14 protein-coding genes are annotated in these 17,332 nt (G+C 62.6%); 9 read left to right on the top strand and 5 right to left on the bottom strand.

Annotated features, from left to right (window positions below; genetic code table 11):
* Positions 1–108: 108 nt before the first annotated feature.
* The 5 genes from glmM (at position 109) to serA (ending at position 6,637) form a co-directional block, all read left to right on the top strand.
* Positions 109–1,461 (top strand): phosphoglucosamine mutase, encoded by a 1,353-nt coding sequence (gene glmM, locus D0Y60_RS13555; RefSeq protein ID WP_117370493.1) that lies wholly within the window; start codon positions 109–111, stop codon positions 1,459–1,461.
* A 262-nt stretch (positions 1,462–1,723) separates the two neighbouring features.
* Entirely contained in the window at positions 1,724–2,557 is an 834-nt protein-coding gene (locus D0Y60_RS13550) for an outer membrane protein (RefSeq protein ID WP_117370492.1), read from the top strand.
* A 209-nt stretch (positions 2,558–2,766) separates the two neighbouring features.
* On the top strand, positions 2,767–3,603 hold the full coding sequence (locus D0Y60_RS13545) for an outer membrane protein (protein WP_117370736.1): 837 nt from the start codon (positions 2,767–2,769) through the stop codon (positions 3,601–3,603).
* A gap of 178 nt (positions 3,604–3,781) precedes the next feature.
* On the top strand, positions 3,782–4,963 hold the full coding sequence (locus tag D0Y60_RS13540; protein WP_117370491.1) for a phosphoserine transaminase: 1,182 nt from the start codon (positions 3,782–3,784) through the stop codon (positions 4,961–4,963).
* 78 nt (positions 4,964–5,041) lie between these two features.
* Entirely contained in the window at positions 5,042–6,637 is a 1,596-nt protein-coding gene (gene serA / locus D0Y60_RS13535; protein ID WP_117370490.1) for a phosphoglycerate dehydrogenase, read from the top strand.
* Positions 6,638–6,719: 82 nt separating this feature from the next.
* Here serA and D0Y60_RS13530 read toward each other — a convergent pair whose 3' ends face one another.
* Entirely contained in the window at positions 6,720–8,531 is a 1,812-nt protein-coding gene (locus tag D0Y60_RS13530; RefSeq protein ID WP_117370735.1) for a methyl-accepting chemotaxis protein, read from the bottom strand.
* Between the two features lie 132 nt (positions 8,532–8,663).
* Positions 8,664–9,557: a DMT family transporter gene (locus tag D0Y60_RS13525; protein ID WP_117370489.1), complete on the bottom strand. Its 894-nt coding sequence runs from the start codon at positions 9,555–9,557 to the stop codon at positions 8,664–8,666.
* Positions 9,558–9,781: 224 nt separating this feature from the next.
* On the opposite strand from D0Y60_RS13525, the gene D0Y60_RS13520 reads away from it, so the two are divergent.
* Positions 9,782–11,077: an adenylosuccinate synthase gene (locus D0Y60_RS13520; RefSeq protein WP_117370488.1), complete on the top strand. Its 1,296-nt coding sequence runs from the start codon at positions 9,782–9,784 to the stop codon at positions 11,075–11,077.
* A gap of 69 nt (positions 11,078–11,146) precedes the next feature.
* On the top strand, positions 11,147–13,408 hold the full coding sequence (locus D0Y60_RS13515; RefSeq protein WP_117370487.1) for a hypothetical protein: 2,262 nt from the start codon (positions 11,147–11,149) through the stop codon (positions 13,406–13,408).
* Positions 13,409–13,478: 70 nt separating this feature from the next.
* Here D0Y60_RS13515 and rpoH read toward each other — a convergent pair whose 3' ends face one another.
* Complete coding sequence (gene rpoH, locus D0Y60_RS13510; protein WP_117370486.1) at positions 13,479–14,384, bottom strand: RNA polymerase sigma factor RpoH; 906 nt, start codon at positions 14,382–14,384, stop codon at positions 13,479–13,481.
* Positions 14,385–14,623: 239 nt separating this feature from the next.
* Positions 14,624–15,667: an RluA family pseudouridine synthase gene (locus tag D0Y60_RS13505; RefSeq protein WP_117370485.1), complete on the bottom strand. Its 1,044-nt coding sequence runs from the start codon at positions 15,665–15,667 to the stop codon at positions 14,624–14,626.
* Positions 15,668–15,702: 35 nt separating this feature from the next.
* Between D0Y60_RS13505 and D0Y60_RS13500 the strand changes: the two genes are divergently transcribed.
* Positions 15,703–16,098: a hypothetical protein gene (locus D0Y60_RS13500; protein ID WP_117370484.1), complete on the top strand. Its 396-nt coding sequence runs from the start codon at positions 15,703–15,705 to the stop codon at positions 16,096–16,098.
* 6 nt (positions 16,099–16,104) lie between these two features.
* The gene (locus D0Y60_RS13495; RefSeq protein ID WP_117370483.1) at positions 16,105–16,935 is read left to right on the top strand and encodes an RNA methyltransferase; all 831 of its coding nucleotides are present in this window, start codon (positions 16,105–16,107) and stop codon (positions 16,933–16,935) included.
* A 6-nt stretch (positions 16,936–16,941) separates the two neighbouring features.
* On the opposite strand, the gene D0Y60_RS13490 is transcribed toward D0Y60_RS13495, so the two are convergent.
* Positions 16,942–17,325 carry a hypothetical protein gene (locus D0Y60_RS13490; RefSeq protein ID WP_117370482.1) on the bottom strand — a complete coding sequence of 128 codons (384 nt, stop codon included), beginning with the start codon at positions 17,323–17,325 and terminating at the stop codon, positions 16,942–16,944.
* Between the last annotated feature and the right edge of the window lie 7 nt (positions 17,326–17,332).

Below are 17,332 nucleotides of genomic sequence, written 5' to 3'. Positions count from 1 at the left end.
TCCGTCTATTAGCAGCTTGATGTATGGCCCGGCTAGGCTGGGTGCATAGACAGCCTCGAGCCGGCGCAGCAAAGAATGCCGCCAGCCTGGCGATTTTCAGGAGCACATATGAAACGTCGTTATTTCGGCACGGATGGCATCCGCGGGCAGTCCAACACCTTCCCGATGACGCCTGATCTCGCCATGCGGGTCGGCATCGCCGTCGGCACGATCTTCCGCCGGGGTGCACATCGCCATCGTGTTGTCATCGGCAAGGACACGCGCCTTTCCGGCTACATGCTGGAAAACGCGATGGTCGCCGGCTTCACGGCCGCCGGCATCGATGCCTTCGTTCTCGGCCCGATCCCGACGCCGGCCGTTGCCATGCTGACGCGCTCGCTGCGTGCAGATATCGGCGTGATGATCTCGGCCTCGCACAACCCGTTCTACGATAACGGCATCAAGCTTTTCGGCCCCGATGGCTACAAGCTCTCCGACGAGATCGAGATGGAGATCGAGGAGCTGCTTGAGAAGGACATGATGGCGCAGCTCGCCAAGTCGGCGGAGATCGGCCGGGCCAAGCGTATCGACGGCGTGCACGACCGGTATATCGAACATGCCAAGCGTACGTTGCCGCGTGATGTCACGCTGCAGGGCCTGCGGATCGCGATCGATTGCGCAAACGGTGCCGCGTACCGCGTGGCGCCGGCCGCGCTCTGGGAACTCGGCGCTGACGTCGTCACGATCGGCAACGAGCCCGACGGTCTGAACATCAACCTCGAATGCGGCTCCACCCACCCGGAAACCTTGCAGCGCAAGGTACATGAAGTGCGCGCTGATATCGGCATCGCGCTGGACGGCGATGCAGACCGCGTGCAGATCATCGACGAGACCGGCAAGATTATCGACGGTGACCAGCTAATGGCGGTGATTGCCGAAAGCTGGGCCGCCGACGGCATGCTCCGCGGCAACGGCCTCGTTGCCACCGTCATGTCCAATCTCGGCCTGGAACGCTTCCTGACCGACAAGGGCCTCGGCCTCGAGCGCACCAAGGTCGGCGACCGCTATGTCGTCGAACACATGCGCAACCACGATTACAATGTCGGCGGCGAGCAGTCCGGCCATATTGTTCTTTCCGATTTTGGTACGACAGGGGACGGCCTTGTCGCCGCCCTTCAGGTCCTCGCCTGCGTCAAGCGCAGCGGCAAGACGGTGAGCGAGGTGTGCAACCGCTTCGAGCCGGTGCCGCAAGTGCTGAAGAATGTGCGCATCAAGGCTGGAAAGCCGCTGGAGGACGCGACCGTGCGTCAGGCAATCGCCGATGCGGAAAGCGAGCTGGCAAAGAATGGCCGTCTGCTGATCCGTCCGTCCGGTACGGAACCCTTGATCCGCGTGATGGCGGAGGGCGACGATCGCAGCCAGGTGGAGCGTATCGTTGACGAACTGGTGAATGTCATCGGTTCCGTGCGCAGCGCCGCCTGATTCGGTATTGTGAGTTTTTTAAGAAGGCCGGTGCATTCCGCCGGCCTTTTCTTTGTTTTGCAAGTTAGCGTTTGAAATCCAGCGCCTCTATCGCGGTTTTTATTCAAATTTTACCAAATTCGTGAACGCTTGTTAATGAATACGGTAAATCTTTGTAGTTAATCGGCCCTTAACCTTTCCTCTCCATTATCCAGTCCTGATCGAGGGACTTGGGGACCGGCGCACCGGCCGCGCCAAGTTGAAAGCCTATTGGAGCAAGGCCATGAGGAAAGTTTTGAGTGGCGTCGTCGCCGTCCTGCTGACGGGCTCGTCGGCCTATGCGGCCGACATCTATCAGCCGGATGTCATTGAGGCACCGGTTCAGGAAGCCGTCATCGAGACGGGCGGCTGGTATCTGCGCGGCGATATGGGCTGGGCTTATAACAAGAGCCGCGGTGCGAAATATTTCCAGGGCTCGAACGGCAGCGTCCGTGAATTCGACTCCACACGCCTCAAGAGCGGCTTCACGCTCGGTGGCGGCGTCGGTTACCAGATTAACGACCACCTCCGTACGGACGTGACGCTCGATTATATGTTCAAGTCAGGTTTCCGTGGCTCAACCTCCGGCGGCTGCGGCGTGGCGGTCAGCTGCACGTCCACCGACGTCGCGTCCCTGACAGCGCTGAGCCTGCTCGCCAACGCCTATGTCGATATCGGCCACTACGGCGTCTTCACGCCTTACGTCGGCGCCGGTATCGGTGGCACCTATGTTCGCTGGGACAACCTGAAGAACACTTCGTGCGAAGACGGCGACCCGACCAACTGCGACCCGACCTTCGTTCACCGCGGCAAGAAGAACTGGCGCTTTACCTACGCCCTCATGGCCGGTACGGCGATCGACGTGACCTGCAATCTGAAGGCCGATGTGGGCTACCGTTTCCGCCATGTCACCAAGGGTGGTATGTTCGGTTACAACGAGGGCGGCGGTCCGGGCTACGACAAGGGCTTCTACAGCCACGAAGCCCGCGCCGGTCTGCGCTACTCCTTCAACGGTTGCGACCAGCAGGCCTATATTCCGCCGGCGGAAATCCCGATCGAGCAGCCGGTCTACAAGTAACCCTTTCGCGGGACAAACAGCCAGGGCCGCCCTTCGGGGCGGCCTTTTGCGTTTCGGCGTCTGGTTCCGGTTCGCCGGATTTAGGCACTTAACCGTTTTTTCATTCCTTAACAGCTATGGTTAATCAACGGTATAAGGCAGCAACATCTTCGTTTGCGCCCAAGCCGACCGCAACCGCCGGCATGCCCGGGCTCAAGGGGATCGAAGCCATGTTTCGACGTATCGCACCGCTTGGTATCGCCGTTTTCGCCGGCCTTCTTGCAACGGGCGCGCTTGCGAGCGATCTCGACATCATCAATGCACCTGAGATCGACGTGTCCGGTAGCGCCATCTCCGAGGGCTGGTATCTACGTGGCGACCTCGGCTATTCCGGCTGGATGAAGGGCGGCAAGCCGGACTACAAAACGTTCGCCTCGGGTGGTGTAACCTCGCAGGAAAGTTTCGACAGCGCGCGCTTCTCCAAGCCATTTTCCTACGGTGCGGGTGTAGGCTACCAGTTCAACAATTTCCTGCGCACCGACCTGACGACCGATTTCTTCAACGGCACGCTCAACGGCGGCTCGAATGTCGCCCGGCGTTGCAGCGCGAGCGAACCGGTGGGCACGAGCTGCAGCTACAGCCATGAGGCCGACTACAGTGCGACCAACATCATGGCCAACGGATATATCGATCTCGGCACCTATGCCGGTTTCACGCCCTATCTCGGCGCGGGCGCTGGTGTAACCTACGTCCGCTGGGACGACACCAGCTTCAATCCCTATTGCAAAAACGGCACCGGTACCTGCTCTGGCACGGACTATGTCAACGACAAGGCGGAGGGCGAGGACAGCTGGCGTTTCACCTATGCGCTGATGGCTGGTGCCTCGGTGGATCTCACAAACCGGATCAAGCTCGACGTCGGCTATCGATATTCGGACACGGCCGGCGGCAAAATGTTCAAATATCGCCCGGCGGAACAGGACATCGGCGCCAGCGGTACGAAGGGGCGAGACGACGGTTTCCAGAAGCATGAAATCCGCGCCGGTATCCGCATCACCACTTGGTAATGCCTCTCCATTCGATCCATTCAGCGGCGCGTCGGGCAACCGGCGCGCCGTTTCCATTGCGGCGGATTATTTTTCGTTCGCGACATATTCCTCTTGACGGAAAAGCGCCTCTCCCATATTCACGGCGGCGGGACACTCCTCCCCAACGAGGAGCTATCTATCTGGAAGGATAGCGATCATGACGAAGACCGTCACCGCGCCGGACGTGCGTCCGAACAATACTCATTTCTCTTCTGGCCCGTGCTCGAAGCGCCCCAACTGGTCGCTCGAAGCGCTTTCCGATGCCCCGCTCGGTCGTTCGCACCGCGCCAAGATCGGCAAGACCAAGCTCAAGCAGGCCATCGATCTCACCCGTGAAGTTCTCGAAGTCCCGGCGGATTACCGCATCGGCATCGTGCCTGCTTCGGATACCGGCGCCGTCGAAATGGCACTGTGGTCGCTGCTCGGCCCGCGCGGCGTCGACATGGTCGCCTGGGAAAGCTTCGGTTCGGGCTGGGTTTCCGACGTCGTCAAGGAGCTGAAGCTTCCCGACGTTAGAAAGATTACGGCCGATTACGGCCTTCTCCCCGACCTTTCCACGATCGATTTCGATCGTGACGTGGTCTTCACCTGGAACGGCACGACCTCGGGCGTCCGCGTCGCCAATGCCGACTTCATCCCGGCCGATCGCAAGGGCCTGACGATCTGCGATGCGACCTCGGCCGCCTTCGCGCAGAACCTCGATTTCGCCAAGCTCGATGTCGTCACCTTCTCCTGGCAGAAGGTTTTGGGCGGTGAGGGTGCACATGGCGTCATCATCCTGTCGCCGCGTGCCGTCGAGCGTTTGGAAAGCTATACGCCGGCCTGGCCGATGCCGAAGATTTTCCGCATGACCAAGGGCGGCAAGATCATCGAGGGCATATTCCAGGGCGAGACGATCAATACGCCCTCCATGCTCTGCGTCGAAGATTACATCGATGCGCTGCTCTGGGCCAAGAAGGTCGGCGGTCTCAATGGGCTGATGGCCCGCGCGGATGCCAATGCCAAGGTCATCTTCGATTTCGTCGAACAGAACGACTGGATCGCCAACCTTGCCAAGGACCCGGCGACGCGCTCCAACACCTCGGTGTGCCTGACGATTGCCGACAAGGACGTGCTGGCGCTCGATGCCGACGCCCAGGCGGCTTTCGCCAAGGGCCTCGTGTCCCTTCTCGACAAGCAGGGTGTCGCCTATGACATCGGCGCCTATCGCGATGCCCCCTCGGGCCTTCGCATCTGGGCTGGTGCCACCATCGACACCGCCGATCTCGAGGCGTTGATGCCTTGGCTGACCTGGGCTTTCGAGACCCAGAAGGCGACGCTTTCCAAGGCTGCGGCCTGATTTTTCGCGACCGGCTTCGTCCCCTGGGCGAAGCCACCTTTGATCTCATTTCCCCTGTTTCATTGAAGGAGGCCTCTCATGGCACCTCGCGTACTCGTATCTGACGAACTGTCGGAAACCGCCGTCCAGATTTTCCGCGATCGCGGCGTCGAAGTCGATTTCCAGCCGAAGCTCGGCAAGGACAAGGAAAAGCTTGCCGAGATCATCGGCAACTATGACGGTCTCGCCATCCGCTCGGCCACCAAGGCGACGGAAAAGCTGATCGCAGCCGCGACCAACCTCAAGGTCATTGGCCGCGCCGGCATCGGCGTCGACAATGTCGATATCCCGGCTGCATCGCGCCGCGGCATCATCGTGATGAACACGCCCTTCGGCAACTCGATCACGACCGCCGAACACGCCATCGCGCTGATGTTCGCCGTTGCCCGCCAGCTGCCGGCCGCCGACCAGTCGACCCAGGCCGGCAAGTGGGAAAAGTCGAAGTTCATGGGTGTCGAGATCACCGGCAAGCTGCTCGGTGTCATCGGCGCCGGCAATATCGGCGGCATCGTCTGCAAGAAGGCCATCGGCCTTGGCATGCATGTCATCGCCTATGATCCCTTCCTCTCGGCCGAACGCGCCCAGGAAATGGGTGTGGAGAAGGTGGAACTGGACGACCTGCTCGCCCGCGCCGATTTCATCACGCTGCATGTGCCGATGACCGACAAGACCCGCGGCATCCTGAACAAGGAAGCGCTCGCCAAGACCAAGAAGGGCGTTCGCATCATCAACTGCGCCCGTGGCGGTCTGGTCGATGAGGCAGCACTTGCCGAAGCCATCAAGTCCGGCCATGTCGCCGGTGCCGGCTTCGACGTGTTCGAAGTCGAGCCCGCGACGGAAAGCCCGCTCTTCGGCTTGGAAAACGTCGTCTGCACGCCGCATCTCGGTGCCTCGACCACGGAAGCCCAGGAGAACGTTGCCCTGCAGGTCGCCGAGCAGATGTCGGATTACCTCGTCAAGGGTGCGGTCTCGAACGCCATCAACATGCCGTCGATCACCGCCGAGGAAGCGCCGATCCTGAAGCCGTTCATCCGCCTTGCGGACGTGCTCGGCGCCTTCGTCGGCCAGGTCACCGAAAGCGCGATTAAGGAAATCGAGATTCTTTATGACGGCGCGACCGCTTCGATGAACACCAAGGCGCTGACCAGCGCCGTGCTTGCCGGCCTCATTCGTCCGCAGGTCGCCGACGTCAACATGGTCTCGGCACCGGTCATGATCAAGGAAAAGGGCGTCATCCTTTCGGAAGTGAAGCGCGACAAGTCGGGCGTCTTCGACGGCTACATCCGCCTCACGGTCAAGACGGATAACCAGACCAGATCCATCGCCGGTACGGTCTTCTCCGACGGCAAGCCGCGCTTCATCCAGATCAAGGGCATCAACCTCGATGCCGACGTGGGCAACCACATGGTCTACATCACCAACACCGACGTCCCCGGCATGATCGGCTTCATCGGCACGACGCTCGGCGAAGCCGGTGTGAACATCGCAAACTTCCAGCTCGGCCGCGACAAACAGGGCGGCGACGCTATCGCACTGCTCTATGTCGATGCCGCGGTCTCGGAAGATGTGCTGAACAAGCTGCGCGCAAATCAGGCCATCCGCCAGATCAAGCCGCTGGTTTTCAACGTCGACTGATCTTCGTCCTCCCAAGACGATAGAAGAAAGGCCCGCCGGATTGCTCCGGCGGGCCTTTCGGTTTGAGGTGAGCCTTTTACGGTCAGGCCGCGCGGCGCATCTGGCCGCTGCCGTGGCCGGCGAGCTGGAAGTGGGCAATGCGGCTGGCGAGTTGCCCGCTTTCCTGCGCCAGCGTCTGGCTTGCGGCGGAGGTCTCTTCCACCATGGCGGCGTTCTGCTGGGTCATCTGGTCCATCTGGTTGACAGCCGTGTTGATTTCGCGGAGGCCGACGGCCTGTTCCTGTGCGGCGGTGGCAATCGAAACGATGCGGTCGTTGATCTCATTGACGCGGCGCTCGATATCGCTGAGCGACGAGCCGGTTTCCTCGACCAGCGAGACGCCGGCCGAGACCTCCGTCGATGAGGCGTTGATCAGCGCCTTGATCTCCTTGGCGGCATTGGCCGAGCGTTGCGCAAGCTCGCGCACTTCCTGCGCGACGACGGCAAAGCCCTTGCCGGCTTCACCGGCGCGCGCCGCCTCGACACCGGCATTCAGCGCCAGCAGGTTCGTCTGGAAGGCGATGTCGTCAATGACGCCGATGATCTCGCCGATCTTCGACGACGAGCTTTCGATGCGGCCCATCGCGTCAATGGCATTGCGCACGACCTCGCTCGACTTTGCAGCACCCGCACGGGCATCGGAGACCATGCGCTTGGCTTCCTCGGCGCGGGTGGTGGAGTTCTGCACGGCCGCTGTGATCTCGTCGAGCGCGGCGGCGGTTTCTTCCAGCGAGGCGGCCTGCTGTTCGGTGCGCTGCGAGAGGTCGTTGGCCGCGCGGCTGATCTCGCCGGCACTCCCGTTGACGACGGCGGTGGACTCGGCAATCGCCCCGATGGTGGATTTGAGTGACGCGACGGCGTCGTTAAAGTCCCGGCGAAGCTTTTCGTATTCGGCGCCAAGGGCCGGAACGGAGACGGTGAGGTCGCCCTGGGCGAGGCGCTCCAGTGCGGAGCCGATCGTGTCGACGACACGCGATTGCCCGCGCGCGACGGAGGCCTGGCGCTCCTCGTTGGCACTGCGCTCGTCGTCGAGAATCCCCTGTTGCTCACGCTGGCGGATTTCCAGCGCATTGCGTTCGATGACCGAGTTGCGCAACAGCACGAGGGCGTCCGCCATATTGCCGATCTCGTCTTTGCGTTCGGTATCCGGCACGGTGGACTGTGTCTCGTTGCGCGAGACCTCGAGCATCACGTCCTTAAGACGGTTGAGCGGGCGGCTGATGGAGCGGCCGATAAGGAGGGCGGCGGCGAGCGTCGCGATGCCGGCGAGCAGAGTGATGATGACGGTGGTGGTCATCGACGTATAATATTGTGCCGCAAGGTCATCGGCATAGACTCCGGTGCCGACACCCCAGCCCCAAGGCTTGAAGCCCTGGATATAGGAGAATTTTTCGACCGGTTCGCTCTGGCCGGGCTTGTCCCAGACATAATCGACGAAGCCGCTGCCGGGGTTTTGGGCTAGATTGATGAGCTCGACGTTGAAGGCCTTGCCGTTAGCATCCTTCAGGCCGCGTACATCCGTGCCGATGAGCTTGGCGTTCAGGGGATGAGCGATCATCATGCCGTCGAAGCCGTTGATGAAGAAGTAGCCGCCTTCGCCGAAGCGCATGGCCATCACATCGGCGATCGCACGTGCCTTGGCGTCCTCGACGGTCAGCGCGCCTTCGCTGGCGAGCTTCTCGTAGGAGGCGATAACGGAGATGGCGGATTCCGTCACGTTGCGCAGCATTTGGCGGCGTTCGTCATTCACCTCCTCGTTGGCGGCCTGGGTCTTGTAGATCATGGCGGCAGCCATGAAGACGAGCGCCATGGCGGTGAGAAGATAGATGCGGGTGGCGATGCGGATGTTTTTCACGACTTGAACCTGAAGAGAATTATAGTGCGCGAACTGCACCATTAAAAATCTAAACAAGGTTTAAAGAGCGGCGTCAGTTTTAGGGAGGAAGACACTTTGAATACAAGGATTTACCGACGAATTCTTGTGGCGTCAGACCTTTTTCTCCTTCGGGCGGCCCCATTCGGCAATCGCAATGCCGCCCAGTACAAGGAGGAGAGCAAGGAAGTGGAAGGCGTGGATGGTCTCGCCGATCAACAGTACGGATAGCAAGGTACCGAAGACCGGGATGGCATTGATGAACAGCCCGGCGCGGTTGGCGCCGATCATCTCGACACCACGCACATACAGGACCTGCGAGAGCAGCGACGGGAATATGCCGGCATAAAGCACGATCATCCAGCCGGTCGTATCCGGGAAGATGGCGGCGTCACGCGACAGTTCCCAGAAGAACAACGGAATGGCGCTGAGAAGCGCACCGAAGGCGGGCGCGGCGATGAAGCTTTGCCAGTGCAGCGCCGGCTTCCAGCGCAGCGAGACCGTATAGGCGGCATAGACGATGCAGGCGAGCAGCATCAGTGCATCGCCGAAATTGAACTCCAGTTCCGCCAGTGCCGAGAATTCGCCATGAGCGGCTGTTACCAGCACGCCGATGAGTGTGACGGTGAAGCCGATCACCTGGGCAATCGAGGCCTGAATGCGGAAAAGCACGAAGTTGAAGACGAAGATCAGCATGGGAATGCCGGCCTGCTCGATAACGGCATTGATGGCGCTGGTATAACCGAGCGCGGTGTAGAGCAGCGCGTTGAACGCGGTAAAGCCGAAGACGCCGTAGAGCAGAAGCTGGAGCCAATGTTTGCGGATGACCGGCCAGTCACGCTTCACCTGGGGCGTCATGAGCGTCAGGATGATAGTGAGGGCCACGATCCAGCGGAAGGTCGTCAGCACCATGGGGCTGACATGGCCGACCGCCATTTTGCCCGCGACCGAGTTAGCGCCCCAGAAAAGCGAGGTCACGCACAGGTAGAAATAGGCTCTCGTGTTCAAGGCGGCAGGATCCGGATGCTGAAAGAGGAGGGGCAGTGTGCGCCGGCGGGTGGCCCAGATAAGGTGAAAAAGCAGACAATGTCATTCAAAAAGCGGAGGTGGGCCGTCATAACAGGGTCGCATTCCCAAAGACAACACAGTATAGATGCGCGGGTTTGTGTCAGGCGCACGCTTGCGTGTGCGTAAACGGTTGCGCGTTTTCGCGCGAAAACGGGATAGGTGAAATGGCGAGTGTCGTAGTTGTCGGTTCTCAATGGGGTGACGAAGGCAAGGGCAAGATTGTCGACTGGCTTTCGGAACGAGCCGAGGTAATCGTTCGCTACCAGGGCGGCCACAATGCCGGCCATACACTTGTCATCAACGGTGTGAGCTACAAGCTCGCTCTGCTGCCGTCCGGTCTCGTGCGCGGCAAGCTCAGCGTCATCGGCAACGGCGTGGTCGTCGATCCGCACCACTTCGTCACGGAAGTCGAGAAGCTGCGCGCCCAGGGCGTCGCTGTCACGCCCGAAGTGCTGCGCATCGCAGACAACGCGCCGCTCATTCTCTCCCTGCACCGCGACCTCGATGCGCTGCGTGAAGACGCCGCCTCCGCGACCGGCACCAAGATCGGCACCACCCGCCGCGGCATCGGCCCCGCCTATGAGGACAAGGTCGGCCGCCGCGCCATTCGCGTGATCGACCTTGCCGAGCCCGAGACGCTGCGCCCGAAGATCGAGCGCCTGCTGACGCACCACAATGCGTTGCGCCGCGGCATGGGCCTTGCCGAAATCTCCGTCGAGTCCATCGAAGAGGAATTGACTTCGGTCGCCGGCCACATCCTGCCCTATATCGATCGCGTCTGGGATCTCCTCGACAAGCAGCGCCGTTCCGGTGCGCGCATCCTGTTCGAAGGCGCGCAGGGTGCGCTGCTCGACAACGACCACGGCACCTATCCCTTCGTGACCTCGTCCAATACGGTCGCCGGCCAGGCCGCTGCCGGTTCGGGCCTTGGCCCGACGGCGATCAACTACGTGCTCGGCATCACCAAGGCCTACACGACGCGCGTCGGCGAAGGCCCGTTCCCCTGCGAGCTGAACGACGAGATCGGCAAGCACCTGGCGACCGTCGGCCGTGAGGTCGGTGTCAACACCGGTCGTCCGCGCCGCTGCGGCTGGTTCGATGCGGTTCTGGTGCGCCAGACGGTCAAGACCAACGGTATCACCGGCATCGCGCTCACCAAGCTCGACGTTCTCGATGGTCTTGACGAGCTGAAGATCTGCGTCGGCTACAAGCTCGACGGCAAGGAGATCGATTACCTGCCGGCCAGTCAGACCCAGCAGGCTCGCGTCGAGCCGGTTTACATTACGCTCGAAGGCTGGAAGGAATCGACGGTCGGTGCCCGCAGCTGGGCGGACCTGCCGGCCCAGGCGATCAAATATGTCCGTCAGGTCGAAGAGCTGATCGGTGCGCCGGTCGCCCTGCTTTCGACCAGCCCGGAGCGGGACGACACCATACTTGTGACGGACCCGTTTGAGGATTAATCTCAAGCCTAACACCAGTTCCGCGTCGTATTCCAATGGGATAGCGCGCGGACACCACGGAAAGTTCTGATGGCGGATTTTGTAGCAGTCATTCGAAGGGCCGTTGACGGCCTCTCGGACAACAATGCCGAGATGCGGCAGAAGGTTTACGAGAAGGCCCGCGGCGCTGTCCGCCGGCAGCTCGAATCCATGAACCCGCGCCCTTCCGATGACCTCGTGAAGCGTCAGCTCGACAAACTCGAGATGGCGATCAGCGATGTCGAAGGCGAGCACGCGGAGGCGCTGCCTGCCGATGATCTTGCATCCACAACCGCTCAGGCCCCCGTTGTTGAGGTCGCAGAGCCGGAGCCCGTGGAAGCGGCGGCGGAAGAGCCCGCGGCCGTTGACGAGCCGGAACAGCAGCCCGTCGAAGCGGTATCTGCCGCGGAAGAGCCGGTAGCGCAGTCGGCTGATAACGCCCAGCCGGAGCAGCCCGGAGAAGAAAACAGGGTGGAGGACCGTCCGGTTGAAGAGACGGTGGCCGAAACCGTTGCCGTCCAGGACCAGGTTTCCGAGCCTGCGCCGGAACCGGAACCGGTGGCGGAGACCGTGGCGGAAGCGCCTGTTGTCGATGAGCCCGAAGAGCGGCCGGCCGTCGTCGAGGAGCATGTGGAGCCGTCCTGGCAGGTCGAGGCCGTGCCCGCAGACGAGTACGTTCCCTCCTGGCAGGAGCAGGAGCGGCAGGACGAGGCGCAGCCTGTCGACGCTGCCGCTGTCGTAGAGCCGGTTGCCGAGGCCTACCCGGTACACGACGAGCTGCTGCCGGATGCGGCACCCGTGGCGGACGCCCGGATGCCCGCTGCCGAAGCGCAGTGGGACTGGAGCGATGTCGCCCCGGTTACGACGCCGGCCAACAAGCAGGAACCTGCGGTTGCCGCCGCCACCGATCCGATGGCCTGGGAATGGCCCGAAGAGAAGACGGCACAGGCCGAAGAGCCCAAGCAGGCGCAGCCCGCGCAGAAGAGCGAATGGGGTGATCTTGACGATCTCATTGGCTTTACGCCGACTGCCGGCGCTGCCGCTGCCACGGCGTCCTCGTCGATGGAGCAAGCCGGCCTCGCCGATGCCGCGACCAAGACGCCAGCCATTGAAGCCCGCACGCCGCAGCGCTCTTTCCGGGCCGAGCCGCGCAAGTCGCGCATCAATTTCGGCGCCATCGCCGCGCTGATCGGCGTTATCGCCATCGCGGGCGGCGCGGGTGCCGGTTACTGGTTCAACCGCGATGCGGTCAATGACTGGGTCAACGAGCGTATCGCCTCCCTGACGGCATCGTCGCCGGCCACCAAGGAAACGCCTGAAGCCACGACCGAGAGTGCAGAGGGTGGCCGCAATCTGCCGGCCACCACGACGACCAACGACACGACCGCCGCGGGCACGCAGACCGACGGTGCTGCGACGAAGCCGGCGACAGAGGTCGCCTCGGCCGACCAGAGCAGTGGCAAGTTCACCCAGCGTCTGCTGACTGACGGTACCGAGGTCGACGAAGGCCCGGCGGCGGCCCCTGAAGGGGTCTCGACCGAAGAGGGCAAGTCCGTCGCCGCCCAGACGCCGGAAACAGCGGAGGCGACCACCGAAACCGGCGCCGGCACCGCCGCCGGCACGACGGGCGGCGCGACGACGCCGGCCACCGGCACCGATGGCACGACGCAGACGCCTGTGACGACGACCGATACGGGTACAGCGACGACAACCGACACGCAGACGCCTGCTGCCACCGGCGAGCAGCCGGCGGCAATCGGCGTCGCGCAGAAGATGTTCCTCTATGAGGAGCGCCTCGGCCAGACCGCGCCGACGGCCATCGAAGGCACGGTTGCGTGGTCGAGCGCCGAGGAATCGCCGGGTGGCGATGCCAAGCCGGAACCCGTCGTGCGCGCTCAGGTCAACGTGCCCTCTAAGGGCCTGACCGCGCTCATCACCTTCCGCCGCAACGCCGACAAGTCCCTGCCGGCGAGCCATATCGTCGAGCTGGTCTTCTCACTGCCGGAAAACTTCGAAGGCGGCGGCATCGAAAGCGTGCAGCGCGTGGCGATGAAGCGAACCGAGCAGGACCGCGGCGACGCGCTGATAGCGGTGCCGGCGAAGATCACCGACGATTTCCACATGATCGCCCTCAACGACTTCCCCGAGGCGATCGCCAAGAACACTGAGCTACTGCGCACCCGCAGCTGGATCGATATTCCGATCACGTACCGCAACGGCCGCCGCGCGCTGATCACCCTCGACAAGGGAACAGCCGGTGCCGAAGCCTTCGACAAGGTGATGAAGGCTTGGTCGACGGCGGGCACGCAGTAGGAATAAGACGCAAAGAAAAGGCCCGGCAGCAATGCCGGGCCTTTTTTGTTTCAGTGCCTTGTGCGAAGCCTCAGGCGTCTTCAATAACGCGCACCGCACGGGCCTCTTCGGCTGCGAATCTTTGCACGGCTTCCTGCACCTTCTCGAAGGCGCGGACCTCGATCTGGCGCACGCGCTCGCGGCTGATGTCGAACTCGGAGGAAAGCTCTTCCAGCGTGACGGGATCCTCAGCGAGGCGGCGGGCCTCGAAGATACGGCGTTCGCGGTCGTTCAGCACGCCCATGGCACGGGCCAGCATGGCGCGGCGTGTGTCGAGCTCGTCCTGCTCGATCAACGTCTGCTCCTGGCTGTCATGGTCGTCGACAAGCCAATCCTGCCACTGGCCGGATTCGCCTTCGCCGGCCTTGATCGGCGCGTTCAGTGAGGCGTCGCCGGAGAGGCGGCGGTTCATCGAGACAACTTCGTCCTCGGAAACCTTGAGTTTGGTCGCGATTTCCTTGACCTGGTCGGGCTTGAGGTCGCCATCGTCGATGGCCTGGATCTTGCTCTTCATGCGGCGCAGATTGAAGAACAGGCGCTTCTGGTTGGCCGTCGTGCCCATCTTCACCAGCGACCACGACCGCAGGATATATTCCTGGATCGAGGCCTTGATCCACCACATGGCATAGGTCGCAAGGCGGAAACCGCGCTCCGGATCGAACTTCTTGACGGCCTGCATCAGGCCGACATTGCCCTCGGAGACGACTTCGCCGATCGGCAGGCCGTAGCCGCGATAGCCCATAGCGATCTTCGCCACGAGGCGCAGATGGCTGGTGACGAGTTCGTGGGCGGCGGTACGGTCGCCATGCTCCTGATAACGCTTGGCGAGCATGTATTCCTGCTGCGGCTCAAGCATTGGAAATTTGCGGATTTCATCGAGATAGCGGTTGAGACCACCTTCTCCAGCCGTGATCGACGGCAGCGTATTGCGGGCCATTCAGCACCCCTTTCTGAGTAGGCTTCCATATCGGCAAGCCTTGGTACGGAGCTTGATCCTGAAAACCGGATCCCCGTCAGCAACCATGCTCCCCGTGGGACATGGCCGTCCCACCGATCATAAAGATAGGTATGGCGAAACAATGGTTCAAGGCACCGCGGCCTTCACGGCTGCGTGAAGGCGGGAGGACGAAATGGATTTTGCGACACTCTGCTAAAGTGGGGAGCGAGACCCGGAAATCAAGGCTTGGAAGGTTCGTCGATAGAGCGGAAAGCCTCGATCAGCTTTTCCATATCCTTGGCCGGCGGGCTTTCGAAACGCATGGTCTCGCCGGTCGAGGGATGCTCGAACTGCAACAGGAAGGCATGCAGCGCCTGCCGGCGGAACTTGTCGACGACCCTCTTCGGACCTTCGGGCAGGCGGTTGGCCTTGGTCTTGAAGGCGGCGCCATATTCGGGATCGCCGACGAGCGGATGGCCGATATGGGCCATGTGCACGCGGATCTGGTGCGTGCGGCCGGTTTCGAGATGGCACTCGACCAGCGAGGCGAGGCTGGTGCCGTCCTCCGTCTCGCCGTAGCGCTCGATCACCTCGTAATGGGTGATGGCCTCGCGGGCGTCGTCGGCATCCTCATTCTTGACGGCGCGCTTGGTGCGGTCATGGCCGCGGCCGAGCGGCGCGTCGATCGTGCCCTTGATCTGGCGGGGGCGGCCCCAGACGATGGCCTGATAGGCGCGCTCCAGCGGGCCGGTACGTCCATGGTCGGCGAACTGGTCGGAAAGGTGGCGGTGGGCGAGGTCGTTCTTGGCGACGACCATGACGCCGCTCGTCTCCTTGTCGAGCCGGTGCACGATGCCGGGGCGGCGCACGCCGCCGATGCCCGACAGGCTCTCGCCGCAATGGTAGATCAGCGCGTTGACCAGCGTGCCCGTCCAGTTGCCGACGGCGGGATGCACGACGAGGCCGGCAGGCTTCACCAGCACGATGACGTCGTTATCCTCATAGAGCACGTCGAGCGGGATATCCTCGCCCTTCGGCTCGGGATCGCGTGGGGCGGGCATGGTGAATTCGACGACGTCGCCGGGGCGCACCTTGCGCTTCGGTTCGTTCATGACCGTCCCGTTGACAACCGCAGCGCCTTCCTCGATCAGCGCCTTGATGCGGCTTCGCGAGAAATCGCCGGCGAGCGTTGCGGCAAGCCATGCGTCGATCCGCCCTTCGGCATCATCCGGCACCGTCAGGACTTTCAATGTGGCGTCGGCTTCTTTAAAGGGGTCGGTCATCGTTCAATCTACTCATTGCCGGAAGGGCGTTCGCCATGTCCAATATCGAAAACGACGATCAGGAAGACAAGCCGCTCGACCCCGTCATGGAAAATGTGCGCCGCAAGATGATGCGTCTGCAGCTTGTCTCGGGCGGCATCATGTTCCTGATGTTCCTGGCGGTGCTCGCGGCCATTGTCTACAAGATCAACACGCGGGAAAGCAAGCCGGACGCCGCCCTTTCCGCCGCTTCGGGCGGGCTTGCCGTGCCGAGCGACGCTCCGGTCAAGGCAACCGCAACGCTGCCGGACGGTTTTGCGCTGTCCGCGGTGTCGAATTCGGGCGGGCAGATCCTGTTCTACGGCGTGATGGCCGATGGCGCGCGCAAGGCTTTTGTCTTCGACATCGCCGCCGGCCGCACCGTCGCGGAAATCGACATCAAGGGCAACTGACCCGGAATGGCAGGCGAACCGGTCCGCATCGACGATCCCGCCGATCCGCGCATCGCGGGCTTCGTGTCGATCCGCGAGCGGGACCTGACGGGGCGCGACGGCCGCTTCATCGCCGAGGGCACGGTGGTGCTGCGCATGCTGGGCAGCGCGCCGGCTAGGGCGAATGGCTTTGGTTGCGAGGCGATCCTGCTCCTGGAAAACCGGCTGGCGGGCCTTGCCGATGTGCTCTCGGCCTTCGGCGACGACGTGCCGGTCTATGTCGCGTCGGCTGCGGTTTTCGATGCCGTGGCCGGCTTCAACATGCATCGCGGCGTGCTGGCGCTCGGCCGCAAACCTGCAGTGGAAATTGGAAACGCGCTTCTGGCAAAATTGCCGGAGACGAGCCTCGTGCTTGCCGGCTGCGGCCTGTCCAACCATGACAATGTCGGCTCGATCTTCCGCAATGCCGCGGCCTTCGGCGCGGATGCCGTCTTTCTCGACGAGACCTCCTGCGATCCGCTCTATCGCAAGGCGATCCGGGTTTCCGTCGGCGCGGTGGTGAGCGTGCCGTTTTCACGCGGCCTCGGCGCCTGGGCGATGCTCGAGGGGCTGGCGGCTGCCGGCTTCGAGATATGGGGATTGTCGCCGCGCGGTGCGGTTTCAGTCGCCGCCATTCCGGCGGCGCGCCGGATCGCGCTGGTGCTGGGCACGGAAGGCGAGGGGCTGCCGCAAAACATCCTCTCCCGTTTCCATACGGCGCGCATTCCGCAGAAGCCCGGCCTCGACAGCCTCAATGTCGCGACGGCGAGCGGAATTGCGCTCTATCAGATCGCGCTGGCGATGGGCCGTGTCGACTGACGCCGCTCAGCAGCGCACGCCATCCCACAATTCGTTCGGTGCGCCGGACTGGTCGCGCCATTTGCCGGTAAAACCGCTGTAGTCGGGTTTGAAGGTGAGGGTAAGCTTGCCGCTGCCGTATTTGTCCTGCCAGTCCAGCGTATGCTCGAGACCGGTGACCGGGGCGGGTTCATCAAGTGTGCCCGCGGTCATCGTGCCGACATCGGCAAATTGATAGGTGCCGGTCAACCGGCCGTCGCTTTCCGTCTTGAATTCGGTGTTGGTCTGGACGAGAGCGCCATTGCTCCACAGCCGCCCGCAATACTGGCCGGCGGCGGTCGCTTCCTGTTTCGGCGACGGCGCGTTTGCGCCGCTGAGGCTGAGCACGAGGGTGAGAACGACGATTTTCATAGCACGC

Origin of the sequence: Shinella sp. WSJ-2, assembly GCF_003432075.1 — a bacterium.
Lineage (GTDB): Bacteria > Pseudomonadota > Alphaproteobacteria > Rhizobiales > Rhizobiaceae > Shinella.
This window is presented reverse-complemented; position numbering and strand designations above follow the sequence as displayed.

Bases quoted from the DNA above. Each gene is read 5' to 3' on its own strand.
- glmM (WP_117370493.1), top strand. From the start codon at position 109: ATGAAACGTCGTTATTTCGGCACGGATGGCATCCGCGGGCAGTCCAAC.
- D0Y60_RS13550 (WP_117370492.1), top strand. From the start codon at position 1,724: ATGAGGAAAGTTTTGAGTGGCGTCGTCGCCGTCCTGCTGACGGGCTCG.
- D0Y60_RS13545 (WP_117370736.1), top strand. From the start codon at position 2,767: ATGTTTCGACGTATCGCACCGCTTGGTATCGCCGTTTTCGCCGGCCTT.
- D0Y60_RS13540 (WP_117370491.1), top strand. From the start codon at position 3,782: ATGACGAAGACCGTCACCGCGCCGGACGTGCGTCCGAACAATACTCAT.
- serA (WP_117370490.1), top strand. From the start codon at position 5,042: ATGGCACCTCGCGTACTCGTATCTGACGAACTGTCGGAAACCGCCGTC.
- D0Y60_RS13520 (WP_117370488.1), top strand. From the start codon at position 9,782: ATGGCGAGTGTCGTAGTTGTCGGTTCTCAATGGGGTGACGAAGGCAAG.
- D0Y60_RS13515 (WP_117370487.1), top strand. From the start codon at position 11,147: ATGGCGGATTTTGTAGCAGTCATTCGAAGGGCCGTTGACGGCCTCTCG.
- rpoH (WP_117370486.1), bottom strand. From the start codon at position 14,384: ATGGCCCGCAATACGCTGCCGTCGATCACGGCTGGAGAAGGTGGTCTC.
- D0Y60_RS13505 (WP_117370485.1), bottom strand. From the start codon at position 15,667: ATGACCGACCCCTTTAAAGAAGCCGACGCCACATTGAAAGTCCTGACG.
- D0Y60_RS13500 (WP_117370484.1), top strand. From the start codon at position 15,703: ATGTCCAATATCGAAAACGACGATCAGGAAGACAAGCCGCTCGACCCC.
- D0Y60_RS13495 (WP_117370483.1), top strand. From the start codon at position 16,105: ATGGCAGGCGAACCGGTCCGCATCGACGATCCCGCCGATCCGCGCATC.
- D0Y60_RS13490 (WP_117370482.1), bottom strand. From the start codon at position 17,325: ATGAAAATCGTCGTTCTCACCCTCGTGCTCAGCCTCAGCGGCGCAAAC.